Consider the following 16670-nt stretch of genomic DNA (forward strand, 5'->3'; position numbering starts at 1 on the left):
GTCACCCCTTTTCCGGATAGCCGAAATAATCCAGCAGCATATCAAAGTCCTCTTCCCTGTCTACCTCGTATGCCTCCTCAATCCACATCCAGCAGAGATAACCAGCTGGAACAGAGATAGACGTTATCTTCATTGGATCATCCAGACCGCGGAAGAAGATGCGCTGTCCAGTCGGTTTATAAACGGCATACAGGGGGCTTGTAGTGAAGTCCCATAGGTGAGAGACCTCAAGCCTATATGTCGCCCAGCGCAAGTCTGAGTAGCAGCTATCCCGCAGCGTGGCGAATGTCTTGCGCACCACCAGCGTATTGCTGTTTGGATATTTCATCATGTTGTAGATGAACCACAGCGCTGCCGTCTTTGACTTCTTGCTGGCGCGGCTGCCTTTAACGACGCGATAGCGGCCCTTGAATCTCCAAAAATCGCCATATCCGCGCCCTATCAGATCAGGCAGATAGATTCGCTTACCATCAGTCGGCAATGTCGCTCTCTCCCCCGAATACCACAGGCTTGAACGCCATCTCTCCGCTCATGTCCATAGCCTGTGCCGCCTTCCCATATACCATCTCAACCATCCAGCGCTTGATGTCGGCTCGCACCTTGATGTTGACGCTCTCGTCCTCGCTGATATCATGCAGAGCGGCCATGTCTTTAGTCGCCCATTCCCTTGCCTCCGGAGGCAGGGCGGGACGTCCTCTCGGATTGGCGTTGTTTCCTGGCCCGAATCGTCCGTTAGCCTGCCTATTCGCCCCGATATTGTCCCGTTTAGCCGGTTTTTCCGACATACTCCCCCTCCTCTCCGTATATCTTCACAGATACATTTTCCTACTAAATCAAACATCCGTGCCACTTAAAAGTGGCAGCTTAAAAATTTTTTCAAAAAATGAAAGAGGACACGGTCTCCCGCATCCCCTATCTTTCACCTGTATGGCACCCGTCCGGTCAAATAATCCAGGCTCACCTCAAAGTAATCTGACAGCGCTGTCAGAGAAGCCATAGTCGGCTCCATCTCGCCCCGCTCATATCTTCCTTACCGCATCTGGATTCAGTCCGCACAACTCGGAAAGAACGCGTCTGCTGATGCGCTTCTGCTCTCTCAGCTGCCTCAGCCGCTTTGAATCGTCCACCAAGAATCAGCGGCACCTCCCCAAATAATCAGCGGCCACTTCGGCAACAATATTGCAGAGGTGATTGTATGGCACAGGAAAGTGTGTATTATTCCATCAACAAGGACGTGGGGCTCCACGACACCAGCCTTTTGAAACGGGCGCTGGATTCGCTGCCCGGCGTGACGTCGGTGAGCATCAACAAAGAGCAGGGCAGCGTTGCCGTCGATTATGACAGCACTGGCGTTTCTCAGCGGGAAATTGCAGAGAAAATCGAGATTTTAGGCTATCCCATCGAGCGCTCCTGAAATGAGCCCCGGAAGCATATGCGCTTCCGGGGCTCACCTTTACCATGATTACACTGTGCCGCTTTCCTCCACAACCCGCACCCATTCGGCGTTTTCCTCGCGGAGGCTTCTCTCCGGTTCTTCCGCAGGGATGCCAAAGGGCATCTGGGCAATCAGCTTCCAGTGCTCCGGGATGCCAAAGGCTGCGGCCGTAGCCCGGTCAATCAGCGGATTGTAATGCTGAAGGGAGGCGCCCATACCCTCAGCCTCCAACCCTGTCCACACGATATACTGGAGCATGGCGCTGCCCTGCTCCGCCCAGAGGGGGAAATTTTCGCTGTACAGGGGGTATTGCTCCTGGAGGCCCCGCACAATCTCTTGATCCTCGTAGAAAAGAACCGTGCCGTAGCCCGCGGCAAAGGAGCCGATCTTTTTTTCCGTATTTGGAAATTTCTCCTCCGGCACCATCGGCCGCAGTGCCTCCAGCACAATATCCCACAGCGTTTCATGCCCGCCCCGCAGCAGGAGAACAAGCCGGGAGGAGTGGGAATTGAAGGAAGACGGGACGCAGCTCACCGCGTCGTCAAGCAGCTCCTTCAGCCTGCCGTCCCCAACCGTGCTCTTTCCCGTGATGGCGTAGCAGCTGTAACGGTTTTTCACCGCCTCAAAGTAATCCATTGCATCTGCCTCCTCTCTCCCCTCTATCCTCTCTCCCTTTTTCGGTTTTATGTAATTGGAAGCGTCTTTTGCCGGCCTTTCAGCGCCGTTACCCCAAAAGCTCCAGTATACCCAAAACGATCATGATCCCGCTGCCGAGCGCCACAAAGAACCGGGGGTGCAGGGCAAGGCCCGTGGCCGCCAGTCCGATGGCGTTGCCCGCGGCCACGCAGAGCAGGCTGATCCCGCCCACTGACAGCGCGGCGATCCAGGGCGGGATTCCGGTCAGCCCGGCGCCGAAAGCGACCGGGATGCAGTTCACGGCCAGCCCGCTCCCTAACACAAGCGTCTCGTGCCAGGTAAAGCCCTGCTGGTAGCAATCGGAGCCAGTATCCTGTTTCCCCGGCAGCAGAGACCACAGCCCCATGGTGATGATGATCCCTCCTCCCACCAGGTTGGGCAGCCGCCCCAATCCGGAAAGCAGCGCGGAAGACGCGCAGAAGAGGGCCGTGACCGCGGCGGAAAACAGGCCGATCACAGCGTTGGCCCGAAAGGGAAGCTTTTTTTTCTGAAGGCCAAGGGACAGGCCAAGAAACAAATTGTCAAGATTTGTGGAGACTCCCAATAAAAGAGCCGAAACAACGTGCATACGCGCTCACCTCCCGCCAGCATATGGCCGGCGGGGAATCGGCGTGACCCGCTTTTCCAGCACGCACCTGGAGGCGCTCCTTTTTCCAATATTTTTGCATTGAACTACCACTGCAAGCAATGTTACCCTTTTCTCAGGAGGTACAGATATGAAACGATTTGCAATGAAATTCGCGACAACCCTGCTCACACTCTCGCTGCTCTCCACCGGGGCCTCCGCCCTGACCCATACCGTGGTCCGCGGAGACACCATGTGGAAGCTGGCGGTCAAGTATGAAGTTGGCACCAGTGAGATCATCCGCGCAAACCCTCAGGTCTCCAATCCGGACTTGATCTACCCTGGCCAGTCCCTGGCCATCCCTCAGCTCGACCAGGGCGTCTCCGCCTTTGAAAGCGAGGTCATCCGCCTGGTGAACGAGGCCCGGGCCCAAAACGGCCTGAAGCCGCTGAGTGCAAATTGGGAACTCTCCCGCGTCGCCCGGTATAAGTCCCAGGACATGGTGGACCGGCGTTACTTTTCCCATACCAGCCCCACCTATGGGACACCCTTCCAGATGATCAAATCCTTCGGCCTTACTTACCGCACCGCAGGCGAGAACATCGCCTACGGCCAATCCTCCCCCCAGGCCGTGTTCAACGCATGGATGAACTCCAGCGGCCACCGCGCCAACATCCTGAACTCTTCCTATACCCAGATCGGCGTTGGATACGTACCAAGCGGCCACTACTGGACCCAGCTGTTCATCGGATAGGTGAGCCTCCCGGCCTGAGCCGTTTGCCCCTCTGCCCGTCCCATCCGTTCCATAGAAGTCTGATCGAAAAAATTTTCCAGCCTTCTCTTGACAAACGGTCAGCCCCTCGGCTATACTGGGAAAAGAAAAGGGAGTAGCTTGCGGTTTATCCGTGACAAACGGCGTCATGACGGCCTTGAGCCCGCGTTTGTATGAAAAAGCGAGACTTTTATTGCAGTTGCCTGTGATAAAAGTCTCGTTTCTTTTTTATGGAGCTGCAGCGATCATTTTAGGAGGTCTTGTTGTGGATATCTTACTCGAAAATATCCTGCTGTTGGAGTGGAAGCAGGTGGTCATGTGGCTCATCGGCGGGCTTTTGATCTTCCTGGCCATCAAAAAGAACATGGAGCCGGCTCTGCTGCTCCCCATCGGATTCGGCGCCATTTTGGTGAACCTGCCCCTGTCCGGCGTGGTCACCCAGGTCTACGACGGCGTGGCGGAACCCGGCGCGCTGGATGTGCTGTTCGACGCCGGCATCTCCAACGAGCTCTTCCCCCTGCTCTTGTTTGTAGGCATCGGCGCCATGATTGACTTTACGCCCCTGCTCTCCAACCCCAAGCTGATGATCTTCGGCGCCGCCGCCCAATTCGGCATCTTTTTCACCCTCTGCATCGCCGTACTGCTGGGCTTTGACGTCAGCGACGCCGCCTCCATTGCCATCATCGGCGCTGCGGACGGTCCCACCTCCATCTTTGTGGCCAACTACTTCCAGTCCGCATACATCGGGGCCATCATTGTGGTCGCCTACTCCTACATGGCCCTGGTTCCCATTGTCCAGCCGCCGGTGATCCGGCTGATCACCACCCGCAAGGAGCGGCTCATCCGGATGGAGTATGCCTCCAAGCCCGTTTCCAAGACGGCCAAAATCCTCTTCCCCATCATCATCTCCATCATTGCCGGCCTGATTGCCCCCAGAAGCCTGGCCCTGATCGGGTTTTTGATGTTCGGCAATCTGGTCCGCGAGTGCGGCGTGCTGGACACCCTCTCTGAAACCGCCCAGCGGATCCTGGCTAACCTCATCACCCTTTTCCTGGGCCTCACCGTGGCCTCCAAAATGCAGGCGGAAGCCTTTTTGAGCAAGGAAACGCTGATGATCCTCGGCCTGGGCCTGTTTGCCTTTGTGTTCGACACCGTGGGCGGCGTCATGATCGCAAAGCTCTTCAACCTGTTCTCGAGGAAGAAGATCAACCCCATGATCGGCGCCGCCGGCATCTCCGCCTTCCCCATGTCCGCCCGGGTCGTCAACAAGATGGGCCTGGCGGAGGACAACCAGAATTTTCTGCTGATGCACGCCGTGGGCGTCAACGTCTCCGGACAGATCGCCTCGGTGATCGCCGGCGGCCTGATCCTGAAGCTCTTCGGATGATGTACGCGTTTTTATCTCGTGAAAGGAGGTCTTCTCATGCTGCATGTTGACGAGCTGGTGCAGGTGCTGCCGCTGGCGTTGGACGGCTGGTTCGGCGTATTCCTTGTAACGGCCGTGGCCATTGTGTCCATTTACCTTCTCAATTGGATCACATCCAAACCGTCAAAAAAGGGCTAAAGCCCGATTCAAATCCATAAAAAGAGAGTGCGGAAGCAAAGTTCCCGCACTCTCTTTTTTCATGCTTTTTTGATCCACTTGAGGTCGTAGGGCTCATACACCACACTGCGGTAGGCTTCCACGTCCAGGGGCGTCTTGTCCCAGTCGGAGTGGAGGTCGCCGTTTTGTTTGATGAGGATGTCGTAAAGGATTTGATAGACCGTATCTCCATCCCGCTCCACAATAGTGCTGTAGGGCAGAGTCTTGTGATAGGTCAGCTCCATGCCCTTGTAGTCAAAGTGGAACCCGCAGCGCATCCGGCACCCGTCCAGCCCGGTAAACCGGGCAATGGACCGCAGATTCTGCAGAATCTTGTCCCCATCCTCCTCATATAGGTTCTCCGGCGTGGTGGCGGTGTAGTCAAAGCGGAACTGGATGCTCACCGGCAGGTGCAAAAAGCGCTCCAGATAGGGGATCAGCTTGTCTTTGGGGTAATCCCGGTACAGCACGCAGTTGATCCGCACCGGAACCGCCAGCTTGCCTAACAGCTCGTCGTTGGACTCCTCCACGTATTTGACCAAATGGCGGGACACGTTGATGCAGGTGATCTTCTCCCGGTTTTTCTCCGTAAAGCGGATCACATCCTCCGGCGACTGCTTCCTTGAAACGGGCAAAGTGGTGTTGATATAGACCTTATGGGTGTTGGGCACGTGATCCAGCATCGTCTGGAGCGCCTCAAGGTCCGCAAATGGCTCGCCGCCGGTGAACACAAAATCGCACTTCGGCGTCATGGCGTCCATCAAATCCATGCTGCGGCAAATCTTTTCCACGCTGAAGCCGTCCAAATTGGAGTACTCTTCTTTATTGATGCAGAAGGGACAGTGGTTTCCGCAGTCGTACGGCACAAATACCGTGACGGTGGCCCCACCCTCCCGCGTCTTATAGGGGTATTTCATGGTTTGTCAGCCAGCCTTTCCCATGATATTTGCATAGGGAGTCTTAAATACCGACGGACAGCGGTGTACCGTCCAGAGAAACAGGATATGGAATGGCATCCCGGCAGGCTCCCAGGCATCCGTCGAAATCAAAAAAAGAGATGTTCTCTCCAGAACATCTGTCTTTTTGCCTGTTTTATTATAAAACCCCCAACTTGTGCTGTCAATATGTATCCTGTGTTGTTTTTTATACCATGCACATTTTTCGACACCGCTCCCATATCGTCCGCCCATATATGAACAAATTTGTAATTTTTTTGACAGCTCTTGACAGACGTTGTTAAATTATGTAAACTATTGCCATCAAAAGGACACAAGGAGGAACTTCATGCGCAAGGCACTGATTGCTATGATCAGCTTTTTGGTCATGTGGGGCGGCTGGCTGCTATACTCTGCCAAGAAGTCCCGCCGCGGCTCCCAGGAGACAAAAGAACCCAAAGATTCGTAAGAGCTCCTCTGCCCACTTTGGCAGAGGAGCTCTTTTTACAGTCCGCCTTCCAGATCACCGGCTCTTTCAGGCGGAACGGCAGGCAATGCAACCCATGGTTATTCTTGGTAAGTCCGCCCGTTCGTTTCCACTACTTTTCCAAAATAGGAGAAATCTTTTTGCTGATAAAAACAAGGAGGCATCTGCAAGTATGCAGATGCCTCCCTTCCAAAAGGAGCGGAACCAGACTGGGCGGTATCCCTTTTTGTCTTTTCAGGTTCTCTTCTTCCGCCAGGACCGATGCCTTACCACGGTAAAACACATAAGCACCATACCCGCCGCTCCGTAGGCCAGCCGGCCCAGCAGCGTCCCAACCGGCACGGTGAAGCCCGGGTCCGGACCGTTCAGGCCCAAGGGATACTCTGTAAACAAAGGCACGGCGTACAGGCTCCACTCCGCCGGCCGGGGCAGGTATGCCGCTGCCAGGGCCGCGGCCATCAGCACAAACAGCAGCGCCGGGTGGATGCGGCCCGTTAGGAGGCCGCATCCCAGAAAGAAGAGCGCCGGCGGCAGCAGGGCAACGAGCGCCGGAAGCAGCAAGCTGTGATAAGGCACGTCGGCGCCGAACAGCGCCGCCAGGAACCCAACGCCCAACGCCGCGGCCGCAACCACCAAAATCAGCCATGCCGAGAACGCAGCGCCGCACTTTACCAGAAGGTACCGGCCCGGATGGATGGGGGCGGTGTCCGCCAGGACCTCCAGCCCCCGCGTCCGCTCCGCGCTCTGATTCCACAGGAGAAACAGCAGCAGCACGCTCAAAAGCGGCAGCAGCTGCGCAAGATACGCACCGAAGCTCCACGGGGAGAAGGGCGCCGTGTTGGCCACGCCCAATAGGATGGTGCCGGTCAAAAGCCGCCAGGCATACCAGAGCGTCACCAGCGCGATGCCCCAAAACCCCTTGTTCCAAATAGAGCGGTGCAATTCATATCGAAACACCTTACCCACGCTGCACATCCCCTTCCTCCAGGCCGCAGGCGCCAAGGAAGTCGCCTAACGTGATATACGGCGGCATCTCCGTCCCACCCTCCTGGTAGAGCGTTGCCCAGATAGCGTCCAGCGCCGTTTCCCCGACCTGCTCCGCCGCCCGGTAGATCATCAGGGCGTTTCCGTCATACCAGTTTGCTCCGGCCGCGTTGGCGGAAACGTCGTTCCGATACCGCTCAGGAAGGCGACTGAGATACTCCGGATGGCGCTGATAAAAGGATTCGGAGAGCTGGGCCATGGTGTTTTCCCACTTCTCCACGTAGTACCTGTGGGCATACTCCCTGCCCATCACCTGGCACATCAGCCGGTAGGTGGTGTAGACCGTGATCCCCTCGTCGCTCCAGTAGGGGTCCTCCAGATCCGTCAGCGTGGCGCCCAGCCCCCACCACTGGTGGATGATCTCATGGGCCAGAATCTCCGCGCTGCCGGGGCCCTTGTCCGGGTCGGCCAGGTTTTCATCGCTGAAATAGCTCTCACCCATGCCGCTGATGCCGGAGACTGCAAAGCCGCCGAAGTTGAACGCCGTGGTCTGGATGATTTGAAACCCGTCGTCCCCGGAGCGGGGGCCATACGTGGCCGTGCAGTATTGGATGGCCTTCTCCATCAGGTCCAGCGCCCCGTTTTCCAAGCGCTCCCGATATTTTCTGCTGTAGCAGAAGTCTATGGAGGTTCCGTCGCCTGCGGCCAGCTCAGTGGTGATGAAATCCCCCGCGTAGAGGAACAGCCGGTCCGTACCTGTGTCCTCCACCAGCCAGGAGTTGGTCCCGTCATCGCTTGTGCCAAGCAGCGTCGCCGTACCCGTGCCCACCGGCACAAGATCGCCCTTCAACGCAATGCGCAGGGAGATTTCAGCCTCGTCCGGCACCGCCACACAGTTCGCCACCGTGGGGGCAAGGGCCTTGCTGGTCATGGTCACGCTTTGGGAGCTGATGGTGTCGGCATTCAGCTGGGACTCCATCTCGTTCCACATCTTCGGCATCCCGCCGTAGCGGATTTGGAGTTCGATCTCCTCCTCTGCCGGCAGCGTGCAGCGCAGCTCCCGGGAGGCGATCATGTCGTTATGCAGGTCCTCAAACGGGATCGCCTTCCCGTTTGCCGAAACGGAGTACACCTGATAGCCGCATTTTAACTCAAAGTACAGCTCCTGCGGCTGCCCGGAGGAATTGTGGATCGTAAAGGCGGCGTCCCCGGACATGGTGCCTAAGAGATAGCTTTCAATTCCGACCTGGAGCGCCGTCTTCTCCAGCGCCAGCGCCTCGTTGAACCGATCCTCTTCCTGGTCCATCCACTCCATCCAGTTTGCCGGGCTGTGGTCTGAAAAGGGCTGCCATCGCCAGAGAAGCCCTCCGCCGCAAAGGAGAACAGCCGCAAGGATGGGCAGAGCGGAGCGGCGGGCATGCCTGAGAAAGGAGCCGATGGCGCCCCGGCCGTACTGCCGCACGCACAGCAGGCTCAGCAGCCACGCGCCGCCGATCAGCCCCAGCCACACTGCCCTGCTGTAGAGCGCGGTGCGCCATACAATGGCGCTGCCGAAGGCATCGGAAAGGGTGGGCACCAGCGGAACACACCACTGCGTCAAAAAAAACCGCCGGCAGTCGCCGCCCAGGGAAACCGCCAGGGCCGCAAGGACGCCCAGCAGGCTGACGTCCAATCGCCGGACAAGCTGCCAGAGCGCGGAGGCAGCGAGGGAGCCCATGGCCGGTCCCGAGAGGAACAGCAGGCAGACGGAGAGCGTATAGTCGCTGAGGGAAAACACGATGTCCAACTTCCACATGGTGTACGGGAGATAGCTTAGGAAGACGGCCGCCGCAGTCAAACCGGCCACGGTCCACACCGCCGCCAGCCGCGCCGCCGCCATGCGCATGGGATTCACAATGGCGTCGGACACATCGCGGATTCCGCTGCGGCGGGCCTGGTCCAGCGAGAGCAGCACCATCAGGGAAAATAGGATCGCCCCCAATACGCCGCCAGCCAGCATGGGGTTGGCCAGGTACAGCGCCGACATGGAATCCCCAATGGTCAGAATCAATACGCCATAGCCCGCCATTGGGGCCAGCGCGGAAAGGCCCGCCAACAGGTAGGTCAGGGGATTCCGTGCCAGGCGCTTCAGCTCCACGAGATAGAGGGAGGGCCCTTTCATTGTGCGCCGCCTCCTTTGGTGATGAGAAAGAGATAGGCGTCCTCCAGCGTCGGTTCCACGGCCTCCGCGTGGGACGGCAGTTCCTGCGCAACGCCGCGGCACAGCACACCGGAGGCGGTATTGACCCGGGATGTGATGTGCAGGGCCTCCTCTGCGCCCGGACGCTCCAGGAACGTACCCACATGGCCCTGGGCGGCACGGATCAGCTCCTCCGGCCGGCCCGTAAACAGGATTTGCCCCCGGTCGATGACGATGAGCCGGTCGCAGACGGACTGAACATCCTCGATGATGTGGGTGGAGAGCAGCACCAGCTTATCCTGGGCGGTGGAGGAAAAGAGGTTGCGGAACCGGATGCGCTCCTCCGGATCCAGCCCCACGGTTGGCTCGTCAAAGATCAGGAAGTCCGGTGTGCCAAGCAGCGCCTGGGCGATGCCCACCCTCTGACGCTGGCCGCCGGAGAGTGTCCTGATCCGGGCTTTGCGCTTTTCCTCCAGGCCCGTGGCCGCAATGGCCCGGGCAATGGCGCTTTTACTGTCCCGGATGCGTTTCAGCGCGGCCATATAGTCCAAGAACTGCCAGACGGTCAACTCGTCGTAGAGGCCGAACTGCTGCGGCAGATACCCAAGCCTGCTTTTCAGCTGCCGTTCGCATGTTGTGAGAGGCGTGCCGTCCACACTGATGCTCCCCTCACTGGGCAGCAGCCCTGCCACCAGAAGCTTCATCAGCGTGGATTTCCCCGCCCCGTTGGGCCCGATCAGGCCGACGAGGCTGGGGGAGCCCAAAGAAAGGCTGATGTCCCGCAGCGCCTGCTTCCCGTTGGGATAGGTCATATTGAGATGGTCGATTTTGATTTGCATTGCTTACTCCTCCGCTGTCTGATTGTCCATATTGGACGCAGGTTCAAAATACCGGATGGACCCGCCCTGCGATTGGGCGGCGGTGCGGGCCTCAAATTCCGCCTGGGTGCAGGCTTCCAGCCTGGTCAGGGCCCCGTTTCCATCGCCGTCCGGCCTCTCATAGTCCCGCACTGTCAGGACGTCCACCGTGCCGCCGTCCGTCCAATGGGTGGTGATGACACCCTGAAACCTCCCGCTTTCCGGTGCCTCGCCGTTGGAGGAGCGCACATCGCAGAAATACCGCACCGTCTGCCCATCCCACAGCAGCGTGTCCCGCTCGGCGTCATAGCTCAGCCCAAAGGGCTGATATTCCGCGTACAGCGCTGCCAGTTCCCTTGCGCTCAGCAATTCTCCCGCCTGGGCGGAACCCGGGTCCGGATGCATAAGCGGTTCCAAATCCCTGCTTTGAAACTCTGTTTCGGAGCAGACACGCAGACCCGTCAGGACGCCGCCGGGGTCGAAGCTCCCGTCCTTGCTGCGGGGAAGATTGGATAAATCCCGTTCCGCCTGAAGATCGACGACGCCCTCCCGGTCGAAGAACGTCATGCCCGCCATACCCTCGCCCACCGGGTACAGGTCCTCAAAATACCGAACCCGGTCTCCATCATAGAGGAGCTGGCCGCTGCGCTCCTCGTACGTCAGGCCGAATGCGCTGTAAACGGCAAAGGCCCGGACGCCGCAAGCCTCCCCTCCGCTGTCCGCTCCCTCTGCCTCCGTTACGCGCGTGCAGGCGGCAAGCAGGGCGGCGACGGCTGCAAGGCAAGGTACCATCCGTATTTTTTTCATGAACGATCTCCTCCGTATTTTAAAGCTGTGGATAGGATACCGCTCTTGTTTGGAGTGGGCTTGAATTTTGTATGGAGATTGTGTGAAGTTGATGATTACAGATGAGAAAAACGGCAGGCCGTATCCCGGCCTGCCGCGAATTATGATTGGGGAAAGAGAACATCCGCCCGGACGCCGCTTTCGGTATTGCAGATGGCAAAGGAGGCGTGATGGCGCTCTACAATCATTTTTACAAGGTATAACCCAAGCCCGCTGCCGCCGGTCTCCCGGTTCCGGGACTCCTCCACCCGGTAAAACGCCTCGCACAGGTGTGGAAGCGCCTGCTCAGGAATATGGACGCCGCTGTTTTCCATACATAAAAGCACCCCGTGGCCCTCCGACTGGAGCCGCACCTGCGTGGAGGCGCCGGATGGAGAATAAGACAGGGCGTTGGTCAGCAGATTGGAGACGGCAAGGCGGAGAAGCGTCCCGTCCCCTTCCACAATAAGCCCCGGCGCAAGGTCCGCTGAGAGGGTCTGTTCGCGCTGTGCGGCCAGGTCCTCCGCCTGCTCCACCTCCTGGCGCACCAGGGCGGAGAGGTCAACCGCATTCCGCCTGACGAAGCCGTCTGCTTTTTCCATGCGGGAGACCGTCAGCATCTCCTGGATCAGCGTTTCCATGCGGCCGGCCACCCTTAGGGAGCGGGCCAGGTACTTATCCCTATCCTGGTACACATCCACTTTGCCCAACATGCCGGAGAGCTGCCCCTTCAAAATTGTGATCGGCGTCTTCAGCTCGTGGGACGCTGCCGCGAAAAAGGCGGTGCGCTGACGTTCCAGCTCCCGTTGGCGGTCGATGTCCTCCTGCAAGGCTGCGTTGGCGTCCCGCAGCTCGCTGAGTGCTCCGGATAGCCGCTCTGAGAGCTCATCCAAATTTCTGCCAAGGATTCCGATTTCATCCTGCCGCTGTTCCCCGCATTTCCACGAGAAGTCCAGCTCTGCCATCTTCTGCGAAATCCCGCTCAGCCGGACGATGGGCCTGGTGATATAGCGGGAGTAAAAGACCGCCCCCAAAAGGGAAATTGTCAAAACCAGAATGAAGAGATACGGCATCACCCGGCCAATGGCCTCCAGCGTCTGGTTGACGCCCACCAGGCTGGATACAACGGCCAGCTCATAGACCGCATCGTCCCCCGCAAATTGGACGGTCATGTTCCAGTCTGAGCTGGTGACGGCAACCGCGCCCATCCTGGGGAATCCACCTCCAAACAGGCCGTCCAGTCCGAAATCATCGCTTGTAACCACCACATCCGATCCGTCGGCCTGCCCCACGGCCCCGTCCTCCACCCCGGAAATGGAGCCCATACCCGTAATGGTCACGTCCAAATTGGCGGATCCGGTCTCAGCGGCGGCGCTTTGCACCACAGAGACCGGAAGATCCACCAGATTGCCCTCCGCGTCTGTCACCACCACCTCCGCGCCGGTGTCCACAAGAAACGCGTCAAACAGCGGCCCGCTCTCCTCCAAAGTCACGTCCTGCAGCTTGTTGACCAGACGCTCCGTCTTTTCCCAGAGGTCGTCCGCAGCAATGGTCTGATAGGTGATGGGCGTGGCCCACGCAAGGAATATATAGGTGGCGGCGCAGGCACCCGCCAAAATCAGCGTGGTGAGCAGGAAGATTCGAATCGTCAGGCTCCCCCGAATCTTGTCAATGCAGCGTTTCAATTCGATACCCCACCCCTCGCACAGTTTCTATGTATTCCCGTCCCAATTTTTTGCGAAGATTTTTGATGTGGCTGTCCACGATCCGCTCGTCCCCTAAAAAATCATAGTTCCAAAGCCGCCCCAGGAGAACCGAGCGGGTCAGCACCCGGCCCTGATTCTGCACCAACTCCCGCAGCAGCTCAAACTCCCGGCCGGTCAGCTCTACAGGCGTTCCATCCACGCTCACGCGGTAATCGTCCAAATCCAGCAGCAGGTCTGCGTAGGAAATCGTGTGCCGTTCCTCCCCACCGCCGCTCCGGCGCAGGACCGCCCCGATTTTCCGCAGCAGCACGGGCATGGAAAAGGGCTTGGTCACATAGTCGTCAGCCTGCAGATCAAAGCCCTTGATTTGGTTCTCTTCGGTATCCAGCGCAGTCAGCATGATGATGGGGACGGCAGATTCCCTGCGGATCAGTTCGCAGACCGCATAGCCATCGATTTTTGGCAGCATCAAATCCAACAGCAGCAGATCCCAGCTCCCTTTATGAAACAAGTCCAGCGCCGCAACCCCATCCCCTGCGGCTGTGGTTTCATAGCCGGCATCCCGCAGATAGGCACACAGCAGCTCCTGGATGTCCGGTTCATCTTCAATGACTAAAATCTTTTTCACGGTATCACTCCCACTGGCAAGTATATCATGCCTTTTTGAATTTCGTGTGGATTTTTGCAGTTTATTGCGCAGCGCATATGCGCGGTATATCAAACTTCCCCAGGGGCCATTCAACAAGAAAAGCCCTTGATTAAAAAATCAAGGGCTTTTCTGGAGCTGGATGCGAGATTCGAACTCGCGACCTCATGATTACGAATCAGGCGCTCTACCGACTGAGCTAATCCAGCATATGAACTTGTTCGTGAAGAAAAACGATTCCCTGCTCTGCCGTGCCTGCGGGAATGCCTTCCCCTTCTTCATACGGCTGTTATCATACCATATTTTTGACGCAACGTCAACACCTTCTGTCGGAAAGTCCTGGTATGCAATCCCCCCGTATAATACAAATGGTATTATCGCAATCTGTCCTGCAAAACGATTTCCCAAATTCGACGGCGCCGGACGTTATTCTCTGTTTTTTGTCAACGTGCGCTGTCGGCCTTCTTCCTTTTTATTCCCCTTTTTTCGACAAACATCAAATTTCCACAACGTTTCTCTCCATTATTCCACTCAAACAAACTTTCCTTTTATTTTTACATAATCTTTTTCATAATTTATCACTACAAATAGTTATCCACAGTTTCCACATGGTTTTCCACATCCTGTTTTTCTTTAATTTTCAATCGTTTTCCCGGTTTTTCCCTTTTATTTACAGAGCACTAAACTCTATTTTACAAAACTCAATCGTACAATTAAACTTTACATAAATCCTGTTTTCATTTTACTTTTTCCCATATTCTGCAAAATAGGGTCGATTTATGAAGGCAACGGTTCCCACCCATTCATTTCGACAAGTTTCGTCCCTTTACAACGCTGCCCCTCCTGCGTCCCGTTATGCACTATGGAAAAAAGAGGAAATCCACCGCTGTCATAAGACAATCCGGCGGATTTCCTCTTTGTTATCATTTATTCCGATATGTCGCGGGTTGCGTAGGCATTGAGCGCCATATCTGCCACACGGCCGGCCAGGTACTCATAGTAACCCTGGGCGCCGATCATCGCCCCATTGTCGCCGCACCAGCGCAGGGGGGGCAGATAGAGCTGACACCCCTCCCGCTCGCAGGCGCGCTCCAGATCGCCGCGGATGCGGGAGTTGGCCGCCACGCCTCCGGCCGCCACAATGACGGATCGGCCCGCCCGCTTGGCGGCCTCCATGGTGCGGGGCACCAATTCTCCGCTGACGGCGGCGGCGAAGTCCGCCGCCAGTGCAGCCCGATCCAGCGCCTCTCCCTTCTGGGCCGCGTTGTGAGCCAGATTGACCACCGCGGTTTTCAGGCCGGAAAAGCTCATATCCAGGTCGCAGCCGCTGACTTTGGCCCTGGGCAGCGCGTATACGCCGCCGGAGGACTGCTGGGCCAGGTCATCCATAGGCTTTCCGCCGGGATAGGGCAGATCCAGTACGCGGGCGGCTTTATCGAAGCACTCCCCGGCAGCGTCGTCCCGGGTGGACCCCATAATCTTGAGGTCTGTGTAATCCCTGACATCCACCAGCAGCGTATTGCCCCCGGAGATGCACAGGGCCAGGAACGGGGGCTTTAGCTCAGGAAACGCCAAGTAGTTTGCGGCAATGTGGCCCCGGACGTGGTGGACGGGGATCAGGGGGACGCCCAGGGCGTAGGCCACGGACTTTGCAAAGCTCAGGCCCACCAGTACCGCACCGATGAGCCCGGGCGCGTAGGTCACTGCCACGGCATCCACCTCAGCGCGGGTGATGCCCGCCTCTTTCAAGGACTGCTCCGCCAGGCCGGCAATGGCCTCCACATGCTTGCGGGAGGCGATCTCCGGCACCACGCCGCCATAGACGGCGTGCATATCCGCCTGGGACAAAACGGCGTCGGACAGCACTCTGCGTCCGTCCTCCACCACCGCGACCGCGGTTTCGTCGCAGGAAGTTTCAAATGCCAATATCTTCATGGCTGCTCATCTCTCATTTCTCTGCCCAGGGGGCGCAGGGTTTGAGGGCCTCGCCCTCGGCCAGCGGAATCTGAATATACCGCTCATAGGTCTCCGGTGTGAACTGGCTGCGGTAGAGCTCCTGGTGGTGGCGGATCAGCACGGAATCCGGCAGGTTCTCCTCCGCCCAGTAGAGGGTCTTATAGCGCACGCCAAACTCCCCGCAGTCATAGCCCGCGCAGCGGGCGTTGTTCCGTTCGTAAAATCCCAGCCGCCGGTGGATCAGCCCGTCCCGGGCCGGGTCTCCCGTGGGAGCCTCCGACTCCCCCAACAGCACCTGGCCGTCGTAGGCCTTCAGGCAGCGGCGCAGCAGCTCCGCACCGGCTCCCCGGTTTCTGTACTCCTCGCACACCGCCAGATAGTCGATGAGGCCGAATCCGTCGGAGCCGCGCAGCAGCAGCAGTTCACCCAGCCTCTGGCCGTCCTCCTCCAGAAGGTACACCGTATAGACGCCGTTATCCATCAGGCGCTCCATGGCGGAAAGGGGTTTGAGCTCCTCCGGCGGAAACGCCCGCTTCAGATCAGTTTCGTATAGTTCCCGCAGTTCTTCCCTGCTTGTCAAGATTCTCAGATTCATGGTGAAACTCCCGTGTCATAATGAGTGCATCCTCTCGTGGATGCTCGTAGTAATTTTTCCGCCTTCCGACGCTCCGGAAGCCATGGTGCCCGTAAAGGACGATGGCCGCTGTGTTGGACGGGCGCACCTCCAGCGTCAAAAAGGCAAGCCCATTGGCCTGGGCAAAGTCCACAAACACCTGAACCAGACGGGAGGCAACCCCCTGCTGGCGGTGGTCGGGATGTACGGCCACGTTGGTGATATAGCCCTCGTCCACCACCACCTGAAGCCCGGCGTAGCCGATGACGTTCTCATCGCCGTCCAGCGCCACCAGGAAGGCGGCGCAGGCGTTTTCCAACTCCTCCGCCAGCATGTTCCGGGACCAGGGGGTGGAGAAGCATATCCGCTCCAAATCAGCCACCGCGTCCAGATGGTCCGCCGTCATGGGTACAATTCTCATTTGCTCCGCTC

The 16670-nt window shown here is 58.0% G+C and carries 18 protein-coding genes, 1 tRNA gene and 1 pseudogene; 4 read left to right on the plus strand and 16 right to left on the minus strand.

What is annotated here, in order from left to right:
• Position 1: 1 nt before the first annotated feature.
• From H8790_RS07990 to H8790_RS14075, 3 genes and pseudogenes are all read right to left on the minus strand, one after another.
• On the minus strand, positions 2–481 hold the full coding sequence (locus H8790_RS07990; RefSeq protein ID WP_187332024.1) for a phage terminase large subunit: 480 nt from the start codon (positions 479–481) through the stop codon (positions 2–4).
• Positions 471–647, minus strand: coding sequence for a hypothetical protein (locus H8790_RS07995; RefSeq protein WP_187332025.1), 177 nt, complete (start codon positions 645–647; stop codon positions 471–473). The genes H8790_RS07990 and H8790_RS07995 overlap by 11 nt, the downstream gene beginning before the upstream one ends.
• A 272-nt stretch (positions 648–919) precedes the next feature.
• Positions 920–1015: pseudogene (locus tag H8790_RS14075) on the minus strand (helix-turn-helix domain-containing protein); the annotation flags it as partial.
• Positions 1016–1195: 180 nt separating this feature from the next.
• Between H8790_RS14075 and H8790_RS08005 the strand changes: the two are divergent.
• On the plus strand, positions 1196–1414 hold the full coding sequence (locus tag H8790_RS08005) for a heavy-metal-associated domain-containing protein (protein WP_187332027.1): 219 nt from the start codon (positions 1196–1198) through the stop codon (positions 1412–1414).
• A gap of 48 nt (positions 1415–1462) precedes the next feature.
• Here the strand turns inward: H8790_RS08005 and H8790_RS08010 are convergent, their stop codons facing one another.
• Together H8790_RS08010 and H8790_RS08015 are read right to left on the minus strand one after the other, a co-directional pair.
• The gene (locus H8790_RS08010; protein ID WP_187332028.1) at positions 1463–2071 is read right to left on the minus strand and encodes a nitroreductase family protein; all 609 of its coding nucleotides are present in this window, start codon (positions 2069–2071) and stop codon (positions 1463–1465) included.
• Between the two features lie 88 nt (positions 2072–2159).
• A complete protein-coding gene (locus H8790_RS08015; protein WP_187332029.1) occupies positions 2160–2699 on the minus strand; it encodes a manganese efflux pump MntP in 540 nt (179 codons plus the stop codon).
• 148 nt (positions 2700–2847) lie between these two features.
• Between H8790_RS08015 and safA the strand changes: the two genes are divergently transcribed.
• From safA to H8790_RS08030, 3 genes are all read left to right on the plus strand, one after another.
• Positions 2848–3450: a SafA/ExsA family spore coat assembly protein gene (gene safA / locus H8790_RS08020; protein WP_187332030.1), complete on the plus strand. Its 603-nt coding sequence runs from the start codon at positions 2848–2850 to the stop codon at positions 3448–3450.
• A gap of 334 nt (positions 3451–3784) precedes the next feature.
• Positions 3785–4855 (plus strand): sodium ion-translocating decarboxylase subunit beta, encoded by a 1071-nt coding sequence (locus H8790_RS08025; protein WP_187334264.1) that lies wholly within the window; start codon positions 3785–3787, stop codon positions 4853–4855.
• Positions 4856–4891: 36 nt separating this feature from the next.
• Positions 4892–5032 (plus strand): oxaloacetate decarboxylase, encoded by a 141-nt coding sequence (locus H8790_RS08030; protein WP_187332031.1) that lies wholly within the window; start codon positions 4892–4894, stop codon positions 5030–5032.
• A gap of 59 nt (positions 5033–5091) precedes the next feature.
• Here H8790_RS08030 and H8790_RS08035 read toward each other — a convergent pair whose 3' ends face one another.
• The 11 genes from H8790_RS08035 to rimI all read right to left on the minus strand — a co-directional run bounded on the left by H8790_RS08035 (position 5092) and on the right by rimI (position 16659).
• Entirely contained in the window at positions 5092–5967 is an 876-nt protein-coding gene (locus tag H8790_RS08035; RefSeq protein ID WP_187332032.1) for a 4Fe-4S cluster-binding domain-containing protein, read from the minus strand.
• 739 nt (positions 5968–6706) lie between these two features.
• The gene (locus H8790_RS08040; protein ID WP_243208457.1) at positions 6707–7447 is read right to left on the minus strand and encodes a hypothetical protein; all 741 of its coding nucleotides are present in this window, start codon (positions 7445–7447) and stop codon (positions 6707–6709) included.
• Positions 7431–9617 (minus strand): M1 aminopeptidase family protein, encoded by a 2187-nt coding sequence (locus H8790_RS08045; protein WP_187332033.1) that lies wholly within the window; start codon positions 9615–9617, stop codon positions 7431–7433. Before H8790_RS08045 ends, H8790_RS08040 begins: the two co-directional genes overlap by 17 nt.
• On the minus strand, positions 9614–10474 hold the full coding sequence (locus tag H8790_RS08050; RefSeq protein ID WP_187332034.1) for an ATP-binding cassette domain-containing protein: 861 nt from the start codon (positions 10472–10474) through the stop codon (positions 9614–9616). The genes H8790_RS08045 and H8790_RS08050 overlap by 4 nt, the downstream gene beginning before the upstream one ends.
• A gap of 3 nt (positions 10475–10477) precedes the next feature.
• Entirely contained in the window at positions 10478–11299 is an 822-nt protein-coding gene (locus H8790_RS08055; RefSeq protein ID WP_187332035.1) for a hypothetical protein, read from the minus strand.
• 140 nt (positions 11300–11439) lie between these two features.
• Positions 11440–13002: a sensor histidine kinase gene (locus H8790_RS08060; RefSeq protein WP_243208458.1), complete on the minus strand. Its 1563-nt coding sequence runs from the start codon at positions 13000–13002 to the stop codon at positions 11440–11442.
• Entirely contained in the window at positions 12986–13651 is a 666-nt protein-coding gene (locus H8790_RS08065) for a response regulator transcription factor (protein ID WP_187332036.1), read from the minus strand. The genes H8790_RS08060 and H8790_RS08065 overlap by 17 nt, the downstream gene beginning before the upstream one ends.
• A gap of 151 nt (positions 13652–13802) precedes the next feature.
• Positions 13803–13878 (minus strand) — tRNA-Thr (locus H8790_RS08070).
• Positions 13879–14596: 718 nt separating this feature from the next.
• A complete protein-coding gene (gene tsaD, locus H8790_RS08075; protein WP_187332037.1) occupies positions 14597–15604 on the minus strand; it encodes a tRNA (adenosine(37)-N6)-threonylcarbamoyltransferase complex transferase subunit TsaD in 1008 nt (335 codons plus the stop codon).
• Positions 15605–15617: 13 nt separating this feature from the next.
• A complete protein-coding gene (locus tag H8790_RS08080; RefSeq protein ID WP_187332038.1) occupies positions 15618–16220 on the minus strand; it encodes a GNAT family N-acetyltransferase in 603 nt (200 codons plus the stop codon).
• Positions 16165–16659: a ribosomal protein S18-alanine N-acetyltransferase gene (gene rimI, locus H8790_RS08085; protein ID WP_187332039.1), complete on the minus strand. Its 495-nt coding sequence runs from the start codon at positions 16657–16659 to the stop codon at positions 16165–16167. Before rimI ends, H8790_RS08080 begins: the two co-directional genes overlap by 56 nt.
• Between the last annotated feature and the right edge of the window lie 11 nt (positions 16660–16670).

Origin of the sequence: Oscillibacter hominis (assembly GCF_014334055.1) — a bacterium.
In the GTDB taxonomy this organism is placed as follows: domain Bacteria; phylum Bacillota; class Clostridia; order Oscillospirales; family Oscillospiraceae; genus Oscillibacter; species Oscillibacter hominis.